The sequence below is a fragment of the Leptotrichia sp. oral taxon 215 str. W9775 genome (assembly GCF_000469505.1).
Classification (GTDB): domain Bacteria; phylum Fusobacteriota; class Fusobacteriia; order Fusobacteriales; family Leptotrichiaceae; genus Leptotrichia_A.
Genome location: NZ_KI272841.1, coordinates 64,261 through 90,759, shown reverse-complemented (window position 1 = coordinate 90,759; position 26,499 = coordinate 64,261). Strand labels below are relative to the sequence as shown.

Sequence of the window (26,499 nt, the reverse complement as noted above, 5' to 3'; positions counted from 1 at the left end):
TACTCCTAACTTGAAAAAAAATCAAGTTATTATTTTCTTTTTATGTTCTCACAAAGAATTTACCGTCTTTTATATACATATTTTTTACCTTTATCTTGGATTTTTTACCTTTTGCTTCCTTTTTTCTTTCTTCTTCACCATATTTATATACAGGTGACATTTCCACATAATTAGTTATCAATGTTTTTAAAGTTTTTTCTGCTTTTGAATTTGCAGTTTCTTCTCCCTTATCATTGATTATTTTGTCTACTGATAAATCAACAAGATATAATTCTTCCTTTGCTTCATCATATCTTATCCCACTGCTTAGGTACATTTTACCTTTACTGTTTTCATCCAGCAAGTTTATATTATAGTCTGCTTCTATAAGTAATTTCTCATCTTTGAAATCAACTTTTGGATTTTTTAAAGTTACACTTGCCACTAGAAAATTTTTCGTAATTGGAAACTTTTTATCTGTCTTTTCCTGAATTATTGACTTTGGAACGTGTATCGTTTTATTTGCAAGAAAATCACACGATAAAAGTCCAAATATCATTACCACAAATAATAAAATGTATTTTATTGATTTTTTCATTTGTATCATTCCTTTCATTTTTTAATCCATAAAATAAAGAGTATCCTGAATTTTTCAAGATACTCCTATTTTAAATCTTTTCCCTTTGTTTTCTTATATATTTTCCCTGTAAATAGTATTTATACTATTTTTCTAATTCTAATACAATATATTGTATTTCTATTTCAGATATTTTTTCAAAAATTTTCCTGTATGGGATTTTTTCGACTTAGCAATTTGTTCAGGAGTTCCTTTGGCAATAATCTGTCCTCCCTTATGACCTCCTTCAGGTCCTACATCTATAATATAATCAGCAAATTTTATCACATCCAGGTTATGTTCAATTACAAGTACGGTATTTCCCTTTTCTACAAGCCTGTCCAGTACAACCAGTAATTTTCTTATATCTTCAAAATGCAGTCCTGTCGTAGGTTCATCAAGTATGTAAATTGTTTTCCCTCTTGAAACCTTTGAAAGCTCAGTAGCAAGTTTTATCCTCTGGGCTTCCCCACCTGAAAGGGTAGTAGCAGGCTGGCCTAATTTAATATAGTTCATTCCCACATCTATAAGTGTCTGAAGTTTTCTCTCAAGAACAGGTATTGTTTTAAAAAATTCATATGCTTCTTCCACTGTCATATCAAGTACTTCTGAAATATTTTTCCCTTTGTACTGTACTTCAAGCGTTTCCCTGTTATATCTCTTACCTTTACACACTTCGCATTCTACATATACATCAGGCAGAAAGTTCATTTCAATTTTATTAATTCCTGCTCCTCCACAGGCTTCACATCTTCCACCTTTTACATTGAAGGAAAATCTTCCTTTTGTATATCCCCTTACTTTTGCATCCTTAGTCTGTGAAAATAGATCCCTTATATCATCAAATATTTTCGTATATGTTGCTGTATTTGACCTTGGAGTTCTTCCTATTGGAGACTGGTCAATATCTATAACCCTTTCCAAATGTTCAAGCCCGTCAATTCCTCCATTTTCAAGGGGATAAAGCTTTCCTTTATTTAATCTGTTATGCAGTTCCGGAAACAGCGTCTGATTAATAAGTGAAGACTTTCCACTTCCTGAAACACCTGTTACCACTGTAAATACTTCAAGAGGAATACTCACTGTCACATTTTTCAGATTATTTCCCTTTGCATTCTTAAGTTTTATTTCCTTATCTGATTTTCTTCTTTTTTCCGGAACTTCTATTTTAACTTTTCCAGTAAGATATTTTGCCGTGAGTGAGTTTTTATTTTTTAGCACTTCCTTAGGAGTTCCTGCCGCAACAACTTCTCCTCCATTTATTCCGGCTCCAGGTCCCATATCTATAAGATAATCTGCTTCCCTCATTGTATCTTCATCGTGTTCCACCACAACAAGAGTATTTCCAATATCCTTCAATTCCTTCAATGCTTCCAGCAACCTGTCATTATCCCTCTGATGCAGACCAATACTTGGTTCATCAAGTACGTATATAACTCCTGTCAGACGGCTTCCTATCTGGGTTGCCAGCCTTATTCTCTGGGATTCCCCTCCTGAAAGGGTTTTTGTCATTCTCGACAATGTAAGATAATCCAGTCCCACATTTATCATGAAAGACAGTCTTTCCTTTATTTCCTTCAGAATTTCCGTTGCTATCTGTTTCTGTTTTTCGGTAAGTTCTATATTTTCATAGAATTCCAGTGCTTCTGTAACACTCATTTCTGTAAGATCTATTATATTTTTCCCATTTACAGTTATTGCAAGCACTACATCCTTCAATCTTTTTCCATTACACGTTTTACATGTCCTATCTGTCATGTATTTAGCTTCTATTTCTTCCTTCATTGACTCTGAAGCAGTTTCCCTGTATCTTCTTTCAATGCTTTTTACAATTCCTTCAAATTCTCTGTAGCCATTATAGCTGAAGCTGTCTCCCGACCAGACAAATTTAAATTTCTTATCACTTCCATAAAATATTATTTCCTTTTCTTTGTCAGTCAGCTCAGAAACCTTTTTATCCATATCTATTTTATGAGCTTTTGCCATGCATGTAAAAAGTTCCCATCCCCAGCCTTTTTGAGTAGATGCACCTGGGAAAATTATTCCTCCCTCCCTCAAGGTCAGATCTTCATTTACAATAAGCTTCTTTTCATCAACTTCAAGGGTGGAACCAAGTCCATTACAGCTTTCACATGCTCCATAAGGTGCGTTAAATGAAAATAATCTTGGAACAATATCCGGAAAAACCACATCAGGATGATCGGAACATGCAAAATTTTCACTATATTTGTTATCTTTTCCATTTATATTTGCAATTATTTTTCCTTCAGATAGTTCACTCGCAGTTTCCACAGCCTCCGTAAGTCTGCTCAGAAATTCCTTATCATCATGCTTTATCACTATTCTGTCCACTACAACTTCTATATTATGTCTTTTATTTTTATCAAGTTCTATAACATCATTTAAATCTAGAATATCCCCATTCACTCTAACCCTCTGAAATCCCTTTTTCTGTAAATTTAGAAATAAATTTTTATGAGTACCTTTCTTATCAATGACAACTGGTGCAAGAACTATTAACCTATCTTTTTCTGCTCCATTTTCGATTATACTGTCTGTAATTTCTTCAATAGACTGTTTTTCCACCTTCTGACCACATATTGGACAATGTGCCTCTCCTATATGTGCCCATAATAATCTCATATAATCATAAATTTCCGTAGTTGTTCCTACAGTTGATCTTGGGTTTTTTGAAACACTTTTCTGCTCTATTGATATTGCCGGGGAAAGTCCTTCTATACTGTCCAGTTCAGGCTTCTGCATCTGGCCTATAAACATTCTTGCATATGCTGAAAGACTTTCAACATATCTTCTCTGACCTTCTGAATATATTGTATCAAAAGCAAGGGAAGATTTTCCACTTCCTGATACTCCAGTAATAACAACAAACTGGTTTTTTGGTATTTCTATATTTACATTTTTCAGGTTGTGTTCCCTTGCTCCCACTATTTTTATCTTATCATTCATTATAATAAAATTTCCTTTCACTTTGCCTTTTTATTAAAAACCTCTCTTCTAATATTACTATATTATTTTGAAAAAAACAAGTTTTATTATATTGCAAAAAAAGACAAATCCCACAAGGAATCTGTCTTTCTAATTATTATTATCAGTTATTAAGCTTCTTTTCTTTCAGCGTAGATGCTTACTCTCTTTTTACCTTTTCCAAAAGTTTCAAATTTAACGTATCCGTCAGTTAAAGCAAATAATGTGTAATCTTTTCCTAAACCTGCATTAGTTCCTGCATGGAATTTAGTTCCTTTTTGTCTTACAATTATATTTCCAGCTTTTACTTCTTCACCATCATATTTTTTAACACCTAAATATTTAGGATTAGAGTCTCTTCCGTTTCTAGTAGATCCTTGTCCCTTTTTTGAGGCAAATAACTGTAAATTTAATTTTAATATCATTTTTTATACCTCCCTAACTCTTATTTCTACATACTTTCCATAACTTTCTTTCACTGCTTTTAAATATGAATACATCGATTGGATTAGAATTTCTGACTTTTCAATTTCATCATCAGTCAAATCAGATTTATCTAAATCACAGACTATATATCCTTCCGTTTCTTCATATTGAAGTCTGCCATCCAGTTTTAAAATTTCAAGCAGACCATTTAAAGTCATTTGGGAAACCGAAGAAACAGCTGAACATACTATGTCTTCCCCATATTCACCATGATTAGCGTGTCCTGTTATTTCAAAATATATAATTCTTTCATTTTTTTTCAGAAATTTTATCTTTATCATTTAAACCACACATCAATTAAGCATTTATTGATTTGATTTCAATTGCTGTATATTGCTGTCTGTGTCCTTTTTTTCTGTAGTAAGTTTTTTTATTGTATTTAAAGTTTATTTTCTTGTCACCTTTTCCGTGTTCTTTAACTGTAGCTACAACAGAAGCTGTTCCAACAAAAGGAGTTCCAACTGTTACATTATCCCCTTCTCCTACTAACAAAACTTCTTTGATTTCTACGTCTGAATTAACTTCAGCTGCTAATTTTTCAACTTTTAATACAGATCCAACTTGAACTTTATATTGTTTTCCACCTGTTTTAATTACTGCAAACATTTCGTCCACCTCCAAAATTTCAAAATCGCTAAATTATAGGTATTAGCCACCCAATTTATGCGTATACTGTGATACTATATCATATTTTAGACTATTTGTCAAATTAATTTTACCCTACTTCTTCTCAATTTCCACATATTTTATATTCATATTATGTTTACTTAAAAATAACTGTTCAAACTCTGTCTTAATATTTTCTGCAGCCTTTTCAGTATTGTGCAAATCATCAGTATGATAAACTACTTCATATCCATCAATTTCCTTCAGTAATTCAAGTACATCTTCATAGTACTGCTGATGATCTGTCTTAAAGTAAAGTTTACCACCTTTTTTCAAAATAATATCCATTCTTTCAAAAAGTTCCTTATTTATAAGCCTTTTATGTTCTTCGCCTTCCCAAGGATCAGGAAAATTAATATACATTCCTGAAATTTCATTTTCTCCAATAAATTCAAGTACAGTTTCTCCTCTTTTTCTTATAAATAAAATATTTTTCAAATGTCTTTTCTGAGATTTTCTCGCTCCCAGCACAAGTCTTTTAAATCTCAGCTCCAGTGCAATATAGTTTCTATCCTTAAACTTTTCAGCATTTCCAACTGTAAAATTTCCACTTCCGCAACCTATTTCAAGAAATATATCATTGTCATTTCCAAAAAATTCATTCCATTTTCCTTTGTAGCTGTCAACTTTTTCATTGTCATACATTAGATAATCAGGATATTCCACCATTTCAAACATATATTTATTATAATTCTTTTTTGGCTTTTCAAAAAAATACTGCCATACTTCCTTTTTATTTTCAACTGTTCCCATCTGTAATTTCAATTTCCTTTCATTTTTATTTTTAATAGAATTTATAGGGATAATTATTCCAGTTCCTCTAAAATTTTATCTATCTCATTATTTTTTCTAAAAAACTCTGATGTATCAACTTTTTCAGATTTTTTTAGATATTCGACTATTTCATTTTTATTTTCAACTATTTTTATGAAACTCATTTTTTTTGCATCTTCCACTATTTCAGCTATATTCTGATAATAATTTCCAATTATAGGCTTCTTGCCATAATAAAGAGGTTCCAATATCGAATGTCCTCCAATATCTACAAGTGTTCCACCTACAAATACAAAATCTGCAAGCTGATAGAAGTCCCTTAAAACTCCCATTTTATCCACTACCAGTATATCTGTCTTTTTATCTTCAGACATTAACGAATAACTAATTTTTGAATTTTCACCTTCTGGAAAAACCTGATGTATCTCATTTATAACTTCATCAATTCTATCAAGATGTCTAAGTACTAATACAAGCTGATATTCTTTTTCTTCATTTATTTCCTTAAATACTTCCAGCCAGATTTTTTCCTCGCCAGGACGTGTACTTCCACAGACTATTATTTTTTTATCCTTCTGAATATTATTTTCAATGTACTTCTCTTCTGCTTCTTCAGATATTTTTTCATATTTTATTGAATATTTCAAGTTTTTATATACCTTTACTTTTTCATCAGTTAATCCAAGGCTTACATATCTTTTCCTGTCTTCATCACTTTGAACCATTATTTTTTCAGCCTTATTAAGCAATTTTTTTATGAATCCTTTTATTTTTAGATAGGATTTCATTTTCTTCTCAGTAAGCCTTCCATTTATAATATAAAGTTCTGACTTTTCAGATGCAACAGAATAAAGATTTGGCCATATTTCAGTCTCAATTATAACTGTCTTTTTTATTTTGTATGTTTTAAAAAGATTTGCCAGGCATACATAATCATCCAGAGGAAAATAAAATATTGCCACATTTTCATTATTTCCATAACCTTTTTCAGCAGCCGCTTTTCCAGTATCAGTCATTATTGAAAGTATTACATTTTCTCCTTTTAAAATAAGTCTGTCAATCAATTCCCTTGAAAGATTAAATTCTCCAACAGATGACATATGAATAAGTATAGCCTCATTTTTATTATTTGAAAATTTCCTTTTACTGAAATCCTGTTTCAGCCGTTTATTGAAAAATATACGCAGTTTTTTGTTAAAGATTGAAACTATACCTATTATTCCATATAAAAAATATCTCAGAATATTGTAAACTATAATCATACAATGTCCTTTCCATATATAAAAAGACCGTTCCTGATAGATTTTCTCTATTTGAAACAGTCCCTTAACTTGTTTTCTGCAGTTTATTACTTAGCAACTTTTTCAGCTAATTTTTTACCTACTTTGAATTTAACTACTTTTTTAGCAGCTATTTTGATTTCTTTTCCAGTTTGAGGGTTTCTTCCTGTTCTGGCAGCTCTTTTTTGAACATCAAATGTTCCCCATCCAACGAATTGAACTGTTTCACCTTTTATTAAAGATTTTTCAACTGTTCCTAAAAATTCATTTACTAATTCTTCTGCTCTTTTTTTAGTTTCTCCTGTAGCTTTTGCATAAGCTTCACAAATTCTTTTTTTGACATACTTATTTACCTCCATTATTTTTGTTATAATAATTCTTTAACTATTATACACTATTTTGGAATTTTGTCTAGTCCTTTTTTTCATTTTTTTATTTTTTCCGATATATTTTTTTAATCATATTTTTGATTTTTTGTATAGTTTTCATATCATTAGTTTTTTACTAACATACTATCCTTTATTATTATAAAGGTTTAATATTATATTTTTTACCTCTTCTATATTCTTTCCTGTAGTATCCACTTCAATTGCATCATTTGCCTTTTTCAGAGGTGAATTTTCTCTTGTAGAATCTAGCTTGTCACGTTTCAAAATATTTTCATATATACTATCTAAAGAAATGTTCTCTCCTTTTGCCTTCAATTCTTTAAATCTTCTTTCAGCCCTTTCTCTAGGGTCTGCAACAAGAAATATTTTTATATCTGCTTCCGGAAAAACAACAGTTCCAATATCCCTTCCATCTAAAATTACATTTTTGGATTTGGAAAATTCCCTCTGGAGACTTACCATTTTTTCCCTGACTTCATCTATTGCAGCTGTTTTAGAAACATTTTCAGCAACATCTGTCTTTCTTATTTCTTTACTTACATCTTCATCATCAAGATAAAATTTGTCATTTTCTATATTAATATTCAATTTTTCCAGCAATTCATTTATTTTATCATTATCAGAAAATGAAACATTTTCTTTCAGCATCTTCAATGTAAAAAGTCTATACATGGCACCTGTATCCAGATACACAAGTCCCAGTTCCTTTGCAAGAAGTTTTGAAATTGTACTCTTTCCACTTCCGGCAGGTCCATCTACTGCAATAATCATCTTTTTCCTCCCTGAATAGATTTATCCCACATATTTAAATACAAGGGAAACCCAGTTATTCTTTTCTTTTCTGTCTAACTTCTGTAAATTATACTTTTCTGCTTTTTCAGCAAAAGCTTCTTCCTTCTCTGCGAGTATTCCGGAAAAAATAACAGTTGCATCCTTTTCAAGAGTTTTTTCTATACTTTCAAGCAGTTCAGTCAGTACATCTACCAGTATATTTGAAACAACAATATCGTATTTATCGTTTATATCTTCAACAAGATTTCCTATTATTACCTGAAAATTATCCTTTATATCATTTTTGTCAAAATTTTCAAGTACAACTTCTTCAACCTTTTCATCAATATCTATTCCTGTTACTTTTTCTATTCCCATTTTTTTCCCTATGAGCATTAAAATTCCCGAACCACATCCTATATCAAGAAGTTTTTTTCTTCCTACAGAATATTTTTCCAGAAATTCTGCACATAAAGATGTTGTTTCATGCGTTCCTGTTCCAAATGCAAGACCAGGATCTATCTCTATGACTATTTCATTATCAATAGCCTCATAACTGTCCCAGCTTGGTTTTATAACTATATTTTCAGTAATATTTACTGTATGGAAATATTTTTTCCATTCATCCTGCCAGTCTTCATCAGAACATTTTGCAGTATATATTTCATATATGAAATCTTCCTTGGCTTCACTATATTCAGATAATTTTTCATAAATTATATTTAATTTCAGGTTTGCAAACCTGTTATCAATAATATATCCTGTAATACTCCATACATCACTTTCTTTTTTAAAATTAACATTATAATCTAAAGAATTATCTGTGAAAAAATCAGAAACTTCTATCTGTTTTATCCCTATTTCAGAAAGTATATTAATCAAGTTTTCCTTAGTCTGATTAAGTTCATCTGAAAAATAATCTATTTTTACTTTTATCCACTTCATCTATTAAACCTCGTCATAATGCATGTTAATTCTTTTTATTTTTTCAGCTTTTCCTGTATTTTCATTTACTTCAACTTCAAGACCATTTATCCTTAAATTCTCTTCACATACAGAATATCTTGAAGGCATTCCATCCTTAAATCTCTGTATACTTTCCTTTTTGTTCATTCCAAGTATTCCGTCATGTCCTCCTGTCATTCCTGCATCAGTAAGGTATGCTGTTCCTCCTGGAAGTATTTTTTCATCTGCTGTCTGAGTGTGGGTGTGAGTACCATAAACGGCTGAAACTTTCCCTGTAAGATTCCATCCCATCGCCTGCTTTTCAGAAGTGGCTTCAGCATGGAAATCCACAATAATAATATTTGTTTCCTTACGTATTTCAGGAATTATTTCATCCATTGCCAGAAACGGACATGCTATAGGAGGCATGAAAACCTTCCCCTGAGCATTTACAACAGCTACTTTCTTACCATTTTTTTCAACTATTGTATATCCTTTTCCAGGAGCTTCCTTTGTAAAGTTAATCGGTCTTATTAAATTCTTCGCTTCATTAATATAAGAATAAATCTCCTTCTTATCCCAAGTGTGGTTTCCAAGTGTTATTACATCTGCTCCTCTTGAAAATATCTGTTCAGCAATTTTAGGAGTTATTCCAAAACCTCCCGCTGAATTTTCTGCATTGACTATTATAAAGTCATAATTCTTCTTTCTTTTTTCCAGATACTTGAACAAAATATTTCTTCCTGGCTCTCCAACCACATCTCCAATTATTAAAAATTTCATTTCTTCCTTCTTTCCTTGTTTCGTATAAAATTTATTTGCTATTTTTCTTTCTTTCTTCCATTATTTTGTCAACTACTTTTGTAATTTCAGGATATACACGTACCTCTACATCCTTTCCTATCGGATAATACCATATAAACTGTGAAAAATAATCCTTCAGGTCTTTTCTTGAAAAATCATATCCTGCAAGGGCAAATGGATAGTTTCTTAAAATTTCAAGCTCCTTATTAGACAATTTTTTCAGTTCTTCCTCCTTCTCCCTGCTGACTTCCAAATCTGCCTTATAATATTCATATTTTTCATATTTTTCTTTGCTATAAGGCTCTGTCACATAACAGCACATTAAACTGGCATAATCAAAGTTATCATCAGTAAAAATGTATCCTTTTTCTGTTTTTTCGTATGGAAAATAATTATTTACTATATTTATTACATCTTCCATCCAAAATTCATCATCAGGAGCAAAATCTTTTGTCCTGTATGCTATATAACCATTTTTAAGTTTTGCATACACTCTTTTCATTACTGTTTTTCTATTTGTAGAACTTTCAGTTATTTCATTCACTGCTGTATCAATTTTCCCTTCCCCTACAATTTCCCAGTTAATTTTCTTTCCATTTTTCCAAAATGTATAAGGTAAGGAAACAAAACTGTCTCCAGGTTCAATAATAAGTTCAAATTCATCAACTTTCTTATTCTTCCATTTTGATATAGTTGTCCATACATATTGAAAATCATTATATCCTACTCCATGACTTCCTGAATAGTTATAGCTATGTTCAACAGTATTTTCACCCTTTACAAAATTTGCTTTAAAATAGTATATATAACTATCTTTATATTTTTCAACATTATACTTTTTCATTTCTTCTTTACTTAAGACATTTTTTTTATAAAAATCCTTCATTTTCTCAACATTGGATTTTACAGTTTTTCCATTCACTACAGTTGTGAAATTCTTAAAATGCATTTCTCCGTCCCATTGATAATTGTCATCATTATCAAATCCCCCTTCAGGAGTTATAAATCCTATTATTTTTTCTTCTGAAACTGGACTGTTAAATATGAATTTTACTTTTACATCCATTCCGTCATTAACAATTTTCATTCTAATTTCTTCTTTTTTTATAGATACTTGAGAAGTTTCAATCGGTATGATATTTTCTCCCCTCGAACTGAATTCCCAGTCATTCCCAAAAGAAACAGACATAATTACCATAAACAAAAACCAAAATCTTAATTTAAAAAATTTTTTCATTTTTCATTACTCCTTTTTGGCTTAATCTTATTTGTATTACGTTATTATTATACTATATATTATTGTTTTTTTATAGTTTTATTTTATAATTTTAGCACTTTTGCTATTTTTAGTTTTTTAATATACTGAAAAATAATGATAATAAAAAACTTTCATTTTATCTTAATATTATAAGTTTCAATGAAAGTTCTATGTAATTTTTTTATTTAATTATTTTACTTCGACAAACTGGGATTTAGATTTTAACCCTTGCAGAAAATAAAACGGGCTATTCTTCTGAAGTATGTTCTATAACATTATAGTTTAATGCAAAGTGTAGCTATATAATCATTTCCATAACGTGATAATCTATGTCTTTTGTCACACGATTCATAAAAATCTATCATAGCGAAACCATTTTTAAGTTGTCCTCTAATCTGAGTTTCTAAGGTATGGCTAAATTCATATCCATATTCTGGATTTATGGTTATCTTGCCTTCCTCTTCAAGCTCTTTCGAATTAAAAGGTATTGAAAACCTTAAAAGTAATTCCTCATCAGGTTTGTCCCATACAATGTCCGCATCATACATGTATATCCAGGGATTCATAAATCCGACCATTAACAACCCACCCTTTTTCAATACTCGAGAAGCTTCTTTATATATATTTTCTAAATCTTCTACATATACATTTGAAACTGGATTAAAAACGATATCAAAAGTTTCATTTTCAAATGGAAATGGTTTTGTCATATCACCTTGAACTGTATTGATTTTTAAGCCTTCTCTTTTAGCAACCATATCATCTTTTTGTAATTGTGATTTAGAAAAATCCATTATGGTTACATCATAACCTTTTATAGCAAAAACTGGTCCCTGCTGTCCACCACCACAAGCTAAACCTAATATCTTCTTTCCATTTGCTTTTTCAAACCATTCTTTTGGAACTTTTTTCCCAACAGTTAATGCAACAGAAATTGGATTATTTTTAACTTCTTCTAATTCTTCATGTGCCAATGGCTCAGTATAGTCATTTTTTACATTATTCCATCTATCTTCATTTACTTTTATATAATTGTTCATCTTATAATCTCCTCGTAATTTTATATTATTTCGATTTAAGTTGAATATGTTGCCATTATATTTTTCTCACTTCTACAAATTCTAATTTCTCATTTTTTTATTCGTTCATCATATCACTTTTCTAATTCTTATGTCAATCAAAAGAATGAGTTAATCAAAAATTTTAATTTAATTATACACTTTATTTTTCACTTTATTTCTTAAAAATCGAAAAGACTGACTTCTGTCTTTCACAGAAATCAGTCCTTTCAACTAATCCTATTTCATATTCACATTTTATTTACAATTTAATTATTTTGCATATTCTATAGCTCTTGTTTCCCTAATTACTGTAACCTTTATCTGTCCAGGGTACTGCATTTTTTCTTCGATTTCCTTGGCAACTTCCCTTGAAAGTATCATTGCCTTATCATCATCAATTTCATCAGGATGTACAATCAATCTAAGTTCTCTTCCAGCCTGAATTGCATATGAGCTTTCAATTCCTTCATGGCTGTTTGCTATTTCTTCAAGCTGTTCAAGCCTCTTCAGGTAGTTAGATAGTGTTTCTCTTCTTGCTCCCGGTCTTGAAGCTGAAATTGAATCTGCCGCCTGTACAAGTACAGCTTCAACACTTAACTGCTCTACTTCATTATGGTGTGATTCAACCGCATTTATTACTATTTCATTTTCTTTAGAGAACTTTCTTAAAAATTCCCCACCGTTTATTGCGTGTGATCCTTCCTGCTCATGAGAAAAAGCTTTTCCTATATCATGAAGCAGCCCTGCCCTCTTGGCAACATCAACATTAGCTCCTATTTCTGCCGCCAGAGCCGCAGCTATGTGAGCAACTTCTATTGAGTGCTGTAATATATTCTGTCCAAATGATGTTCTGAATTTTAATCTTCCAAATACCTTTAATACTTCTCTTGGAAGTGTTGGTATTCCAACTTCCAATATAGCCTGTTCCGCCGCATCAAGTACACTTTCTTCCACTTCTTCCTGTGCTTTTGCAACTACTTCCTCTATTTTTGTAGGATGTATTCTTCCGTCAGAAATAAGTTTTTCAAGTGCAATTCTTGCAACTTCCCTTCTTACACCATCAAATGATGAAAGAACAACTGCTTCAGGTGTATCATCTATTATAAGGTCAACTCCTGTTGCCGCTTCTATCGCTCTTATGTTTCTTCCTTCTCTTCCGATTATTCTACCCTTCATTTCTTCACTAGGTAATTGGATAACTGAAATTGTAGAATCTACAACATAATCTGCAGAAGCTTTTCCTATTGCAGTAGATATAATTCTTTTTGAAATTCTGTCTTTTTCTCTGTCAAGATTATGTTCAAAATCTCTTATAAGAACTGCTTTATCATGATCAAGCTGATTTTCAAGTTTTGTAAGGATGATTTTTGCCGCATCCTCCTTCGTAAGTTCAGAAATTCTTTCTAATTCCTTTTCTTCCTTAGAAATCAGGTCATTCAGTTCAACTTCTTTTCTTACTAGTTTTTCACGCTGCTTTTCTATTTTTGTTTCTTTTTCTTCAAGTCTTTCTGTTTTTGTTTCAAGTATTTCTTCTTTTTTTGCAATTCTTTCTTCCTTAAAAACAATCTCCGATTTCATTTTCTTTATTTCTTCATCGGCAACTTTCTTTTCATTAAGTAATTCTTCCTTTACTTTAAGTGTTTCTTCTTTTCTAAATGATTCTATTTCTCTTTCAACTTCTTTTTTAGAAGACTCAAGTCTTCTTTTTGCATCAACTATTCTCAATTCAAGTTCACTAAGTTCTCCATATTTTTTCTTAAATATTGAACTCCCATAAAAATAGGCAATAAAAAAAGTTAGAAAAGAAAAAATAATAATCAGTAAAATCGTTATTGGTAATGGCATATTTCTCCTTTCTTATTTTTTTTCTGCTACATTTGAAATCTTCCATTTACCGTTTTCTTCTGTCTTTTTCCAAGTTACTATATAATAATTACTCTGGTTTCCATAATTTATTATCATTGTCCCACTTGCCCTGTTTTTTGTAATAACCTTCACATCTGAAAACATAAATGTTAATCTTGAAAGATCATATTGCTCTATATTTTTCACAATATAATTATTTTTAAATGTAGGTAAGAAAAATTCTTTTAATTCTTCGTATTTATTCAATTCTGCTGCTTCTTTTAACTTCCCAATAGTGTTCGTAACTTCAGTATTGACTTTCTCGATTTCAGTTCGTGACACGATTTTAGATGCGTTAACAGTAGTGCAACTTATAAAAATCAACAAAATTGGTAGAAATAAATATTTTTTCATATTCCCTCCAAAAATTTCGCTATATAATTTTATCATACTTTTTTTTGTTATTCAAGTGCGATTAAAGATAATTTCTATATTTTTTATTCTTCTCTCCATCTTTTATGCTGCCACATATATTGTTCAGGATATTCTCTTATAATTTCTTCAAATTCATGAAATATTTTTTGCATATTAAACTTTACAGTGGCCTTTAAATTTCCCTGTTTTTCTATTTCCAATATTTTTTTATTTACAACTTTTATAGTGTTATTTTCAAAAATAGCATAAGCCAATACAAGAGGAACTTTGTGTTTTAATCCAAGTAGAACCGGTCCTGATACTGCCTTTGCCTTTCTTCCAAAAAACTCTATTTCCACATCATTTGCATGATGATCTGATGCAAGGGCTATTATTGTCTTATTTCTCAAAGCATCATTCAATGTTTCACTATCTCTCAAAGGTATGGAATGAAGCCCACCTTCTTCACGCCATTTTGTCATTAAATCATTAAGCTTTTTATTTTTCTGTTTTCTGAAAACAGCATAAAATTTTCTTATGTTTCTCATTATACTTCCTGCTTCAAATCCTCCCAGATGAAGCGAAACTATTATGACAGCCTTTTCATTATTTTCACAGGCCTTCAGCATAAGCTCCTCATTTTCCATAACTGTATTTCCGTTTGAAGTAATTTCTTCAAGATAAATGGAAGTCATTATCATTTTTCCCATTGTTTTATATGATTCTTTAGCAATCCTAACTACTTCCTCATCACTTTTTTCAGGAAAAGCCTGTCTTATATTATCTAAAGTTAATTTTCTCCGTTTTTTTATCAAATAATAACCCAACAAACCTAAATTTTCAAAAAATGAATATCTAACCTTCAGAGGAAAAAAAGACAGTATCTTTCTTATTGCTGCAACAATTCCTCCAACAATTTTTTCACTTAATTTATATGCCATATCTTACCTCATTATAATTCACTATATTAATTCATGATAACCAAATATTATAAAGAAGGCTCCCTCAAAAGCTTATTTTGAGACAGCCCCTTTCCTGAATTACTATTTTCTGATTCCTAATTTGTCTATTAATTCTCTATAGTCATCTACGTTTCTGTTTTTGATGTAATTTAATAATCTTCTTCTTTTACCTACCATTTTTAATAATCCTACTCTTGAGTGAACATCTTTAAAATGTACTTTCAAGTGAGCAGTTAAATGATTAATTCTTTCTGTAAGTAATGCTACCTGAACTTCTGCTGATCCAGTATCCTGTGAGTTTTTTCCAAATGTTTCAATAATTTCTTTTTTTGGTTTCATTGCCATTAATATTTCCTCCTAAATTTTATTATTTAATCCAAGAATATAGAGGCAACCTATATTCATAGAAAAAATTCCTTATAATAATACCATATTTACTGAATTTTGTAAAGTAAATATTTATTTTTTCCTATCATAATTTTTCGTACTTATTTTATTGGGCAAACTCACTTGCAAGTTTTCCATAATCTACAGGTAATTCTAATGTTTTTTCTATTTTAGTACCATCAACTTTTATGTTAAATGGGAATCCCTGTACTCCAAGTCCGTTTAAGACAGAACCATCTGCATCATAATATGCAGGAATTGTATATCCATTTTCTGATATATATTTTTTTACTGCATCAAGACTTGATCTCACATTACTAAATACTACTACAACATTTACCTTATCTTTATTTTCATCGTAAAACTGTTGAATATGTGGCATTTCAGTATTACAGTGCGGACACCATTCTGCCGCTACAACAAATAAAGTCTTTTTCCCATTTCCCAGCAGACTTTTACTGTCAAACGTTTTTCCTTCCAGATCTGTTAAAGTAAATGCCGGCATTTCATTTCCTGATGATGCTTCTTTTACAGTTTCAGTCTTATTTTCCTTTACTGTTTCCGCTACGTCTTTATTTTTACTGCATCCTATTGCAAACATAGTCCCCATCATTATTAGCAATATTAATTTTTTCATTGTTAATCCAATCCTTCCTCTCAGGTTTTTATTTTAAATAAAATTTTCTGAAATTCTATTTTCCATTTCATCATTTTCATTTACAAACAATACTAACCGATTTTTCTTTTATTGCCTTTTGAATTTTATTTCTAATTTCTTATATATCTTTCAAATACCGTACCTATATCGTAACCATTTTCCTTAGCAACCTTTAAATAGAACTTTGCCTTTTCCTTGTTTTTCTTCTCATAGTAGAATACTCCAAGGTTATAGAAGGCTGTCTTATTTAACTTTGCCGCAGCTTTCAAGTTTAAAATTCTGATATTAGGATCTCCTTGAGGATAATAAAGGCTCAAATCAACCATTGAATAATCATCGCCATTTTTAACAAGATTTTCCAGTATTTTTTTAGCTTCCTTACTTTTTTTGACATCATCTTTACTGTCTTTTTTAGCATTATCTTTTTTATTATTTTTACTATCCTTAATCTTATTTTCCTCCAGCTCTTCAAGCAGATATGAAAGCTTATATCCCGCATCCACCGAACCTAAATGATACGCCTTAGTATAAATATCTTTTGCCTTCTTAGTTTCACCTAAATTTTCATATAAACTTCCAAGGTAAATCATTATTCCAATATCATTTTTTTCAACTGCCTTCAGGTAGTTTTCTTCAGCTTTTTTATATTGCTTCATATTCTCGTATACAAAACCTTTATACCCTGAAATTACCGGTTCGTCGGAATTCGTATCCTCCAGAACCTTCATTGCAAGTTCATAATTTTTACTAGTTTTCACCAGTTTTGATGCCAGCTCAAATCCTGCGAGATAGTATTTATTTTTCATAAATATCTCATTGTATATTTGAATAGCCTCCTCTTCCTTATCTTCTAATTCCAGAATTTTAGCCTTTGCATATAAGGCAGGTGGATAATTTTCAGAAAGGAAGTCCTTCAGTATATTGTATCCTTCTTCATAGTTTGATACCTTTTCCACAATCAGAGTTCCTAACTCCTTTTTTTCCATCTGGTTTATTGTATCATCCTTGAGTTTTTTATTCAGTTCTTCAATACGGCTATACACATCTGATAAGTTTTTATTATAGTTATATGAATACACCGAATATATTTCACCGGCATCCTTACCTTTTTTCAGATACTCCTGAGCCTTTGAAAATTCAAATTTTGATTCATATATACTTCCCAGCATGTAATATGCCTTATTATTTCCCTGTTTTGCAGAACTTTCAAGAAGATTTATAATTTCATCTTCCATACCATTTGTTTCCTTTAGGAACATTGCTTTATAATATTCTGCATATCCGTTACTTTTCTTTAAAAATTTATTATAAAATTCTTCCCCTTGTGTTCCCAGATATACATACGCCAGTGCAAATACATCTTCATTTTTCTGCTCAGCAGATTTTTCAAGCTGCTGCAATATGTATCCTTCATCTTTTTTCTCAAGAATTCCTATTAATCCTTTTTCTAACGCATCATACCCTTTTTTATCCTGAGAACATGATACTATCAATAGAGAAATTAAAAATACATAAAATATAAATTTTCTCATTTTATTATATCATCCCATTCTAATTACATCTTAATATGTTATTTTATTACCGCTCCTGTTTTTATCCCATTATCAATTTCTATTAAAGTCACTTTTTTCTTTGTGGCTGTCGTAAGAAGCATTCCCTGTGAAAGTTCCCCTTTTAATGTTACAGGTTCTAAATTAAGTACAGCAGGCACTTTCTTTCCTACAAGTTCCTGTTCATCCGGATAATATTTTGCTATTCCTGAAATAATCTGTCTCTTTTCACTTCCTGTATTTACAATAAATTTAAGCAGTTTGTCTGCCCCTTCAACTTTGCTGACTTTTTCTATTTCAACGACTTTTATTTCTACTTTAGAAAAATCATCTATTGTTATAGGATTTTCAATTTTAAGGTCTTCCTTATACTCTTTTTTTGCTTCTTCTTCAACTTCAATTCTTGGGAACAATGGTACTGCTTCTCCTAAAGAATTTCCTTCAGGGTATACTCCCCATTCCTTAACATTTTCAATTTTAATTTCTTCAGGATTTATGTCCAGTCCAAGCTGTCTAATCATTTGTTTAGCTGTATCAGGCATAAATGGTGCTATAAGCACTGCAATTTTATATAACCCTTCAACAAGATTATACATTACAGTTGAAAGCCTGTCTTTTTTACTTTCTTCCTTTGCCAGATTCCATGGTTCACATTCATCAATGTATTTATTCATTCTTCCAATGAATTTCCATATATCCTTCAACGCTTCAGAAAACTGGAATTCATTCATGTGATTATCCAGATTTACAAGTGTTTCTTCCCATAAATCTTTTATTTCCATATCATATTTGTCTTCAACTTTATTCAGAACTACTTTTGAATCAAAATATTTTTTCTGCATTCCTATTGTTCTGTTAAGAAGATTTCCCAAATCATTTGCCAAATCTGAATTTATTCTCTGAATCATGGCTTTTTTAGAATAATCTGCATCCTGTCCAAAAGTTGCTTCTCTCATCAGATAATATCTGAAGGCATCCAGTCCATATTTCTGAACTTCTTCTTCAGGATTTACTACATTTCCCAATGACTTAGACATTTTTTCACCTTCTACAGTCCACCATCCATGGGCAGCTACTGTATCAGGAAGTTTTATTCCTGCAGACATGAGCATTGCAGGCCAGATTATCGCATGGAATCTCAATATATCCTTTCCAATAAGGTGAGTTACCCTTCCATTAGTCCATCTCTTTGCAAATTCATTTTCATCCTGCTGGAAACCTGCTCCTGTAAGATATACTGTCAGAGCGTCAAACCATACATATATTACGTGGCCTTCTTCAAATTCAAGTGGTATTCCCCAGTCAAAAGTTGTTCTTGATATTGATAAATCCTGTAATCCCTGTTTTATAAATGCCACAACTTCATTTTTCTTGCTTTCAGGCTTTATAAAATCAGGATGTTCATCTATATATTTTAAAAGGGCATCTTCATATTTTGAAAGTCTGAAGAAATACGAAGCTTCCTTTACATCGATAACTTCTTTTCCCATATATTTCCCATCAACCAGCTGATTTTCAGGAACAAATGTTTCTTCTGAAACAGAATATTTTCCTATATATTCTCCTCTGTATATATCCCCTTTTTCGTATACTCTTTTTATTATTTCCTTAACACTGTTAATATGTCTTTCCTGAGTCGTTCTCAAATAATCAGTATTGGAAATATTAAGCTTTTCCCATAAGGAAGTGAAATTTAAGGACATTTTATCCACCCACTGTTGTGGAGTAAATCCATTTTTTACTGCAGCTTCCTGTATTTTCTGACCATGTTCATCTACACCTGTCATAAATGATACATCGTATCCCATTATTCTCTTGTATCTCGCAATAACATCACAAATTATTGTAGTGTATGCTGTTCCCACGTGTGGAGCTGCATTTGGATAGTATATTGGGGTTGTTAAATAAAATGAATTGGACATTATTTGTTTCTCCTTCCAGTATTGTTAAATTTATTTGTAATTTAAATTATTTTTCAAGGTATTTTTCTTTATATATTTCATATGCCTTCAATCCTGCATCATGTATATTTTTTTTAACGATTTCTGTTGCTTCATCAAGAGGCATTTTCTTGTCTATATAAAAAGGTTTTCCCACAAAATGAATATTTTTTGAAAAGGGTTTCGGTATTTCAAGTCTATCCCATATTTTTTCAAATATCCATTTTTTATTACAGTAGGAACTTACAGGCACAATAGGTAATCCTGTCTTCTGGGCTATATAAATAGCTCCTGCCTTTGGTTCAAATATAGGTCCTTTAGGCCCGTCAATTGCAATTCCCAGAGTATACCCGTCCTTTGCATATCTCAGAGATTCCTTCAGACTTTTTATATTATCCCTGTTTGAAGAACCTCTTATAAGTGCATTTCCTTCTCTTCTTAAAAGTTCAGATAATATTTCTCCATCTTTTGAAGCACTTACCATTGATGCCTTCTTTTTTATAACTCTTGTAGCATTACATACCGTAAATATTTTCCTATGCCAAAATACAACTATATTCTGGCTGTTCATATCAAAATTTTCAATCTCATAATAATACTCTTTTTTCGTTATTCCGCTCAATGCCCTGTATATAAAGTGAAAGAGCATTCCAAGAAATTTATATTTATTCATATTTTCTCCATTTATATTTATTGAGATTATTCCTCAACTCCATATAATTTTCTAAATTGATCTGCAATGTCTATTATTTTTCTTTCAATTTCTTCATTTGTTTCATTTTTCATTGAACCTACACATGTAAGTGTTGCATATCCAAATGCCCAGTACCATAATCTACGTACAGCCATTTTTGCCGTTTCATAAGTTAATGTTGGAAAACTTACCATTAGAACTTCTTCCTTAAGAAGGGATTCCATAGTTTCATTAAACAATGTTTCAAATCCCTTTGCTCCATCCAGGAAAATTGCCCTGAAAAGTTCTTTTTCTTCTCTTGCAAACAGTATAAATCCTATTGCTCCATTCATAAGTTTTCTTTCAGAATAATTTCCATATAAATATTCTTTTAATTTGTCTTCTGCTAATTTTATAATTTCATCTTTAAGTTCTTCTATTGTTGAAAAATTTGCATATATAGGTGCTGTCGACCCTTTAAATTTGTTTGCTATCTTCCTTGCACTTATATTTTGAATTCCATCCTGTTTCATAATATCATAAGTAGCTTTTAAAATATCTTTTTTTGTGAATTTTACTCTTGGCATATTTCCTTCTCCTAATCCTTATTTTTATTCCTTTTCATACATACAGAATTTCCAGTTGTCATAATTCTTTTCTTTTATTATTTTCCAGCTGTTATAGTCAATTTCCGGAAAATAAGTATCTGCTTCTGAATCTGAAAATTCAATATAACTTATATACAGTCTTCTAACCAGTCCTTTTTGCATAAATTCCCTGTATATCTGCTCTCCACCAATTATAAAAATCTCTTCTTCAGAATTTTTATAATCTGCTATTAAGTTTTCTAAATTTTGGTAAAGCTTTATTCCTTTTTGTTCAAATGATTCTTTATCCCCATTTTTTGATAAAACTATATTTTTCCTGTTTGGTAGTGGCCTTCCTATACTTTCAAAGTTTTTTCTCCCCATTATAACTGTTTTTCCTGTCGTTATCTCCTTGAAATTTTTCAAATCTTCCGGTATATGCCATAGAAGTTTGTTTCCTTTACCAATTTCCCTATTTTTTCCTATTGCAACTATTATACTAAACATTCCAATTCCTTTTCATTTTTCATTTCAATCTCTATTAATTTTAGTCCTGTTAAACTGCAACTTCAAATTTTATAACAGGATGACTTTCATAATCCTCAAGTTTTATATCATCAAAAGTCAGTTCGTCAAAAGGTTTATCGGCTATTTTAACTTTACACAATTTCAGTGGCTCCCTTTTCAGCTGTTCCTTAAGCCCTTCCACGTGATTTTCATAAATATGTGCATCTATTATAGTGTGGGCAAACTCTCCCGGTTCATATCCACATTCTTTAGCTATCATCATTGTCAGTAATGAATAACATGCCAGATTAAATGGTATTCCAAGGGCAATGTCCCCACTTCTCTGTGTCAAATGGCAATTAAGTTTATTTCCTGAGACATTAAATGCAAAAGTATAATGACATGGAGGTAATTTACTGATAGAAGCGTTTCCTGGATTCCATGCAAGAACAATCATTCTTCTTCCATTTTTATGATTTGGGTTAACCTTCAGTTCCTTTAATGTATCAATCACATACTGAATCTGATCAAAAACTAGCTGACCATTTTCTTCCCTTTTTGTCCATTTGTTATTTTCATCTGCAAAAACTTCTCCATCCAGTGAAACTTCAGGTACAGGATACCTTCTCCAGAATCTTCCGTAGGCAGTTTCAAGTCTTCCTTCACTATCAGCCCATGCATCCCATATTTTTGTTTTTTCTCTCAATGTTTTTATATGCTCTTCTCCGGTCAGATACCAGAAAAGTTCATGTAACATTGAATTAAAATACATCTTTTTTGTTGTCAGGAGTGGAAATCCTTCGCTCAAATCAACTTTATAAAAATAGGCAAATGTAGAAATAGTATCCACTCCTGTTCTATTTTCCTTTTTCACTCCATTTTCAAGAACGTATTTTACAAGGTCTAAATATACTTTCATTTATTTTTTCTCTCCTCCTTTTCATCATTTATCCGGAATAAATTATAATTTCAATATCAATTTATGTAATTCTTTTAAAACTTAAACCCATTCTGCCTCAATGCCTCATATAAAATTATTGCGGCAGAGTTTGACAGATTTAGTGATCTTCCCAAAGGAAGCATTGGTATCGTAATGTTGTCTTCCTTGTATTTATTCAATATATCTTCCGGTATTCCCCTTGATTCAGGTCCAAACATTATGTAGTCATTTTCACCATACTTTACATCTGTGTATTTTTGTTTTGTTTTAGTTGTTGCAAAATATAGCTTTACATTGTCTTTTCCTTCTATATTTTCCTGAAAAAAATGTTCAAAACTTTCCCATACATGTAACTGAACATCCTTCCAGTAATCAAGTCCTGCCCTTCGTACTTCCTTTGCATCAAGAGAAAATCCCAACGGCTTTATCAGATGCAGTTTTGTATTAGTTAAAACACATGTTCTTCCGATATTTCCTGTGTTGACATGTATTTCAGGATATAAAAGAACTATATTCATTTCCCTTACCTTCCTTATCTTATGAGCTTTTTATAATCTTCCAGTTTTATTTTATTAGAATTGAGTTTTTCAAGTTTTTTGCTTATATTGTCTCCTCTTGTAAATCCTCCAAAACTGTTTTTAGAATTTATATGTGTTATGGCAATTGCCAGAGCATCTGCAGCATCATCAGGTTTCGGAATTTCATCAAGTTTAAGAATAATTTTGACCATTTCCTGTATCTGTTTCTTTTCTGCCCTTCCATAGCTGGCTATTCCCATTTTAACTTGCAATGGTGTATAACTGAATATATTCAGCCTGTTTTTCTGACCGACAAGGGTTATTACTCCTCTTGCCTGGCCAACTTTTACTATTGTCTTCTGGTTCTTAAAGAAAAATAAATCTTCAATAGCCATATCAGTTGGTTTCCATAATTTTATAAGATTGTCAAGAGAATCATATATTTTTTCCAGTCTTACCGGCATATCTTCATCCTTATCAGTATAGATACATCCATAATCTAAAACATTATATTTCCCTTTATCAAACTCAATAATGGAATACCCTACAATAGCAGTTCCTGGATCAATACCCAAAATTCGCATTTTTTCCTCATTTCTATTTTTTTACTGTTTTATTATTATAACACACAAATGTTATTTTTTCAAATACAAAAATTTAATTACGATTAATAAATTCAATATTTTTTTCATATTCTGAAAACTTCATTTTATATTATTTTATATGAAATATTTTTCCCTTTTCAAATACACTTTATCATGGCCTTTTCTTATAACTTTTACAATTCCTTTAAATTCCTTTTGTTCTGTCATTTCATTTTTTACATATATACAGTATAGCTTGTTCTCTGTAACAGTGTGTATTTCCTTAAACTTTTTAAATCCCACAAGAACTGTCATCCCATTTTTCAGTTTTTTATATTTTTCTTCTGAAACACTTATTTTTTCATAATTAAATATGCATTCTATATTTTTAAATTTAATAATTTCCTTTACTTTTTCCATATTATTTGAGATATCTTTACAAACATTTTCTCCAGATGTTTCCTTATCTTTATCTAGTTTTTCTTCTATTTCTTCCAGTGAAACAGACTCTTTAATGTTGTATTTATCAATTTTTGTCCGTACCAGCTTTGTCATTGTTGCATAAACACCAAGTTTCCTCCCAATATCCCTCACAAGTGACCTTATATATGTTCCGCTGCTTACTTCTGTATAAAAGGAAATCTTGCATTTTTCCTTATACTCTACATTTATTTCCCTTATTGAGTAGATTTTTACTTTCCTTGCTTCCCTTTCCACTTCAATTCCTTTACGTGCCAGCTCATAAAGCTTTTCTCCGTTTATCTTTATGGCAGAATACATGGGAGGTACCTGCATTATTTCCCCTGTAAAGCTGTTAACAGCTTCAATTATCCCTTCTGTGGAAACATCTATATTTCCTTCATATTTTTCAGTTATTTCCCCTTCTGTATCATACGTATCAGTTTCATAACCTAATTCAAGTTCCACAAAGTATTCCTTATCCCTTTTCATGAGATTATCAGAAAATTTTGTAGCATTGTTTACCATTACTATAAGAAGTCCTTCAGCTATGGGATCAAGAGTTCCTGCATGACCAACTTTGCTGGAACCTATAATCCATTTCAGTTTATTTATCGCTTTAAATGAAGAAATCCCTCTGCTTTTATTCAGCAGAACTATTCCATCACTTTTAAATATACTATTTCCTTTCATCTCACATCCCTGCCTTATCACATTAACAAATATAGTCCAGCCATTTAATTACATTAAAGGTGAAACTACCCTGAAAAGGGAATTTCTGATTTTTCTCCAGAATACTGTTTTTTTCAGATTCTCCTCTTTTATTTCCTCACAAAAATCTAAATCCTTATAAAACTGATTTCTTATACTTTGACTTATTTCCTCATTATAAAAAATGGAATTTATTTCATAGTTGATTTCAAAACTTCTCATATCAAAATTACATGTTCCCATAGTAGACATCTTTCCATCAACCACTATATTTTTACAATGTATAAATCCAGCTTTATATCTATATATTTCAACTCCTGCCATAAGAAGTTCCTCAAAATATGTTTCAGCAATCCAGTAAGGTATCTTCTTATCTGGAACTCCTGCTATCATGAGTTTTATTTTTACTCCTGAAAGGGCGGCTATCTTCAGCTGGCTTACAAGGGAAGTGTCAGGTATGAAGTATGGACTCTGAATAAGTATTTCCTTTTTAGCTGATGTTATAAGCTTTGAATATGTATACTTCAACGTCGTCCATATCGTATCAGGTCCGCTTGATGATACCTGCATAATATAAGGACTTTCATTCCGCAGATTTTTATGTTCTTCTATTACTTCTTCTATATCATCCATTTTAAAATCCTGTTTCCCACCACTGTTAAGCCAGTCTGTTACAAATATTGCTAGATAATGCAATACAAGTTCCCCTTTTATTCTCACATTTGTATCTCTCCAGCTTTCAAATCTTCTTCCCCCTGTTATGTACTCTTCTCCAAGGTTCATTCCTCCGGTGTGAAGAATTCTATTGTCTACAATCGTTATTTTTCTATGATTTCTATAATTAAATTTTGAAAGGGCAAATTTTATATCCAGAAAATATTTAAATTCTACGCCAACTTTTAAAAGTTCTTTCCTGTATTTTTCTGAGATTGTTCCAAGAGATCCCATTCCATCAAAAAGAAGTCTTATCTTTACACCTTCTTTTGCTTTTTTTACTAGTATATCCTTTATTTTTTCTCCAAGCTTATCCGATTTCCATACGAAGTATTCCATATAAATTGTTTCTTTTGCATTTTCCAGATCCTGAATAATGGAATCAAAAGCTTCTTTCCCATTATAAAACATTTCATATGAACTGTTGTGAGTCAGATATGTACCTTCTGAAGCATATAAAAGTTTAACAATTTCACTTTCTTCCTGGGAAATTCCTGCATTATTCATAAGTATATCTAAATCTTCGGGTTTTACTTTACGGGAATGAAAAATCTCTGTAGGATCATATTTTGTAAGGCTCGGAAACCCTTTGAATAAACTTCTCCGATTCTTATTTTGTAGAGATTCTATCCTGTTTTTTCTCCAGTTTATTCCAAATACAAGATACAGTATAAATCCAAAAACTGGAAAAACAGTTATTGTAAAAATCCATGCAACTATTGTTTCAGGTGATCTTTCTGAAACTAAAATAGCTACTAGGAACATTATATAAATCGCTAAATGTATATGCTCTATGGAAACTATCCATATTAATAAACTTTCAAGATTTTGAAACATTTGACCTCCTAAAATTTATATTTTGATTTTATAATATTTTTATATATTAACATTTTTATGAGCCTTTTTCAAATACAAAATTATACGCATTTATTCATATGATATTCTAAATATAAAAATAAAGTAAAAAATCAAAATTTATAGAGTTTTTTACTTTATTTAGAGTATTTATTCACTTGTTATTTTATTTATAAAAAAC

27 protein-coding genes and 1 pseudogene are annotated in these 26,499 nt (G+C 30.8%); all 28 read right to left on the bottom strand.

Annotation, left to right across the window (positions count from 1 at the left end; all coding sequences use genetic code 11):
* Positions 1-40: 40 nt before the first annotated feature.
* The 28 genes and pseudogenes from HMPREF1984_RS04995 to cls all read right to left on the bottom strand — a co-directional run bounded on the left by HMPREF1984_RS04995 (position 41) and on the right by cls (position 26,300).
* Positions 41-577 (bottom strand): DUF1439 domain-containing protein, encoded by a 537-nt coding sequence (locus HMPREF1984_RS04995; protein ID WP_232219686.1) that lies wholly within the window; start codon positions 575-577, stop codon positions 41-43.
* Between the two features lie 159 nt (positions 578-736).
* Entirely contained in the window at positions 737-3,562 is a 2,826-nt protein-coding gene (uvrA, locus tag HMPREF1984_RS04990; RefSeq protein ID WP_036099826.1) for an excinuclease ABC subunit UvrA, read from the bottom strand.
* A 149-nt stretch (positions 3,563-3,711) separates the two neighbouring features.
* Positions 3,712-4,005 carry a 50S ribosomal protein L27 gene (gene rpmA, locus HMPREF1984_RS04985; RefSeq protein WP_021766824.1) on the bottom strand — a complete coding sequence of 98 codons (294 nt, stop codon included), beginning with the start codon at positions 4,003-4,005 and terminating at the stop codon, positions 3,712-3,714.
* 3 nt (positions 4,006-4,008) lie between these two features.
* On the bottom strand, positions 4,009-4,347 hold the full coding sequence (locus tag HMPREF1984_RS04980; RefSeq protein ID WP_021766823.1) for a ribosomal-processing cysteine protease Prp: 339 nt from the start codon (positions 4,345-4,347) through the stop codon (positions 4,009-4,011).
* A 16-nt stretch (positions 4,348-4,363) separates the two neighbouring features.
* A complete protein-coding gene (rplU, locus tag HMPREF1984_RS04975; RefSeq protein WP_036099825.1) occupies positions 4,364-4,672 on the bottom strand; it encodes a 50S ribosomal protein L21 in 309 nt (102 codons plus the stop codon).
* A gap of 114 nt (positions 4,673-4,786) precedes the next feature.
* Entirely contained in the window at positions 4,787-5,485 is a 699-nt protein-coding gene (gene trmB, locus HMPREF1984_RS04970; RefSeq protein WP_021766821.1) for a tRNA (guanosine(46)-N7)-methyltransferase TrmB, read from the bottom strand.
* Positions 5,486-5,538: 53 nt separating this feature from the next.
* The gene (locus HMPREF1984_RS04965) at positions 5,539-6,768 is read right to left on the bottom strand and encodes a 3-deoxy-D-manno-octulosonic acid transferase (protein ID WP_021766820.1); all 1,230 of its coding nucleotides are present in this window, start codon (positions 6,766-6,768) and stop codon (positions 5,539-5,541) included.
* Between the two features lie 86 nt (positions 6,769-6,854).
* A pseudogene (locus tag HMPREF1984_RS04960) lies at positions 6,855-7,129 on the bottom strand (HU family DNA-binding protein).
* Between the two features lie 169 nt (positions 7,130-7,298).
* Complete coding sequence (gene cmk, locus HMPREF1984_RS04955; protein ID WP_021766818.1) at positions 7,299-7,946, bottom strand: (d)CMP kinase; 648 nt, start codon at positions 7,944-7,946, stop codon at positions 7,299-7,301.
* A gap of 21 nt (positions 7,947-7,967) precedes the next feature.
* Entirely contained in the window at positions 7,968-8,891 is a 924-nt protein-coding gene (gene prmA / locus HMPREF1984_RS04950) for a 50S ribosomal protein L11 methyltransferase (RefSeq protein ID WP_021766817.1), read from the bottom strand.
* Between the two features lie 3 nt (positions 8,892-8,894).
* Positions 8,895-9,674, bottom strand: a complete 780-nt coding sequence (locus HMPREF1984_RS04945; RefSeq protein ID WP_021766816.1) for a TIGR00282 family metallophosphoesterase — start codon at positions 9,672-9,674, stop codon at positions 8,895-8,897.
* Positions 9,675-9,705: 31 nt separating this feature from the next.
* Positions 9,706-10,932, bottom strand: coding sequence for a YARHG domain-containing protein (locus HMPREF1984_RS04940; protein ID WP_021766815.1), 1,227 nt, complete (start codon positions 10,930-10,932; stop codon positions 9,706-9,708).
* 296 nt (positions 10,933-11,228) lie between these two features.
* Entirely contained in the window at positions 11,229-11,993 is a 765-nt protein-coding gene (locus tag HMPREF1984_RS04935) for a class I SAM-dependent methyltransferase (RefSeq protein WP_021766814.1), read from the bottom strand.
* 291 nt (positions 11,994-12,284) lie between these two features.
* Positions 12,285-13,859, bottom strand: coding sequence for a ribonuclease Y (gene rny / locus HMPREF1984_RS04930; protein WP_021766813.1), 1,575 nt, complete (start codon positions 13,857-13,859; stop codon positions 12,285-12,287).
* A 12-nt stretch (positions 13,860-13,871) separates the two neighbouring features.
* Positions 13,872-14,273: a hypothetical protein gene (locus HMPREF1984_RS04925; RefSeq protein ID WP_036099824.1), complete on the bottom strand. Its 402-nt coding sequence runs from the start codon at positions 14,271-14,273 to the stop codon at positions 13,872-13,874.
* 83 nt (positions 14,274-14,356) lie between these two features.
* On the bottom strand, positions 14,357-15,214 hold the full coding sequence (locus HMPREF1984_RS04920) for a lysophospholipid acyltransferase family protein (RefSeq protein WP_021766811.1): 858 nt from the start codon (positions 15,212-15,214) through the stop codon (positions 14,357-14,359).
* Positions 15,215-15,316: 102 nt separating this feature from the next.
* Entirely contained in the window at positions 15,317-15,580 is a 264-nt protein-coding gene (gene rpsO, locus HMPREF1984_RS04915; protein ID WP_021766810.1) for a 30S ribosomal protein S15, read from the bottom strand.
* Between the two features lie 148 nt (positions 15,581-15,728).
* Positions 15,729-16,259, bottom strand: a complete 531-nt coding sequence (locus HMPREF1984_RS04910; RefSeq protein ID WP_021766809.1) for a TlpA disulfide reductase family protein — start codon at positions 16,257-16,259, stop codon at positions 15,729-15,731.
* Positions 16,260-16,390: 131 nt separating this feature from the next.
* On the bottom strand, positions 16,391-17,812 hold the full coding sequence (locus HMPREF1984_RS04905; RefSeq protein ID WP_021766808.1) for a tetratricopeptide repeat protein: 1,422 nt from the start codon (positions 17,810-17,812) through the stop codon (positions 16,391-16,393).
* Between the two features lie 38 nt (positions 17,813-17,850).
* Complete coding sequence (metG, locus tag HMPREF1984_RS04900; protein ID WP_021766807.1) at positions 17,851-19,752, bottom strand: methionine--tRNA ligase; 1,902 nt, start codon at positions 19,750-19,752, stop codon at positions 17,851-17,853.
* A gap of 46 nt (positions 19,753-19,798) precedes the next feature.
* Positions 19,799-20,443, bottom strand: a complete 645-nt coding sequence (locus HMPREF1984_RS04895) for a lysophospholipid acyltransferase family protein (protein WP_021766806.1) — start codon at positions 20,441-20,443, stop codon at positions 19,799-19,801.
* A 26-nt stretch (positions 20,444-20,469) separates the two neighbouring features.
* Complete coding sequence (locus HMPREF1984_RS04890; protein WP_021766805.1) at positions 20,470-21,030, bottom strand: TetR/AcrR family transcriptional regulator; 561 nt, start codon at positions 21,028-21,030, stop codon at positions 20,470-20,472.
* 24 nt (positions 21,031-21,054) lie between these two features.
* Complete coding sequence (locus HMPREF1984_RS04885) at positions 21,055-21,537, bottom strand: dihydrofolate reductase (RefSeq protein ID WP_021766804.1); 483 nt, start codon at positions 21,535-21,537, stop codon at positions 21,055-21,057.
* Positions 21,538-21,586: 49 nt separating this feature from the next.
* A complete protein-coding gene (gene thyA / locus HMPREF1984_RS04880) occupies positions 21,587-22,456 on the bottom strand; it encodes a thymidylate synthase (protein WP_021766803.1) in 870 nt (289 codons plus the stop codon).
* 74 nt (positions 22,457-22,530) lie between these two features.
* Positions 22,531-22,995, bottom strand: a complete 465-nt coding sequence (locus tag HMPREF1984_RS04875; RefSeq protein ID WP_021766802.1) for a tRNA (cytidine(34)-2'-O)-methyltransferase — start codon at positions 22,993-22,995, stop codon at positions 22,531-22,533.
* Between the two features lie 14 nt (positions 22,996-23,009).
* Positions 23,010-23,579: a crossover junction endodeoxyribonuclease RuvC gene (gene ruvC, locus HMPREF1984_RS04870; protein WP_021766801.1), complete on the bottom strand. Its 570-nt coding sequence runs from the start codon at positions 23,577-23,579 to the stop codon at positions 23,010-23,012.
* Between the two features lie 135 nt (positions 23,580-23,714).
* Positions 23,715-24,731 (bottom strand): tRNA pseudouridine(55) synthase TruB, encoded by a 1,017-nt coding sequence (gene truB / locus HMPREF1984_RS04865; protein ID WP_036099823.1) that lies wholly within the window; start codon positions 24,729-24,731, stop codon positions 23,715-23,717.
* A gap of 48 nt (positions 24,732-24,779) precedes the next feature.
* On the bottom strand, positions 24,780-26,300 hold the full coding sequence (gene cls / locus HMPREF1984_RS04860; RefSeq protein WP_021766799.1) for a cardiolipin synthase: 1,521 nt from the start codon (positions 26,298-26,300) through the stop codon (positions 24,780-24,782).
* Positions 26,301-26,499: the final 199 nt, after the last annotated feature.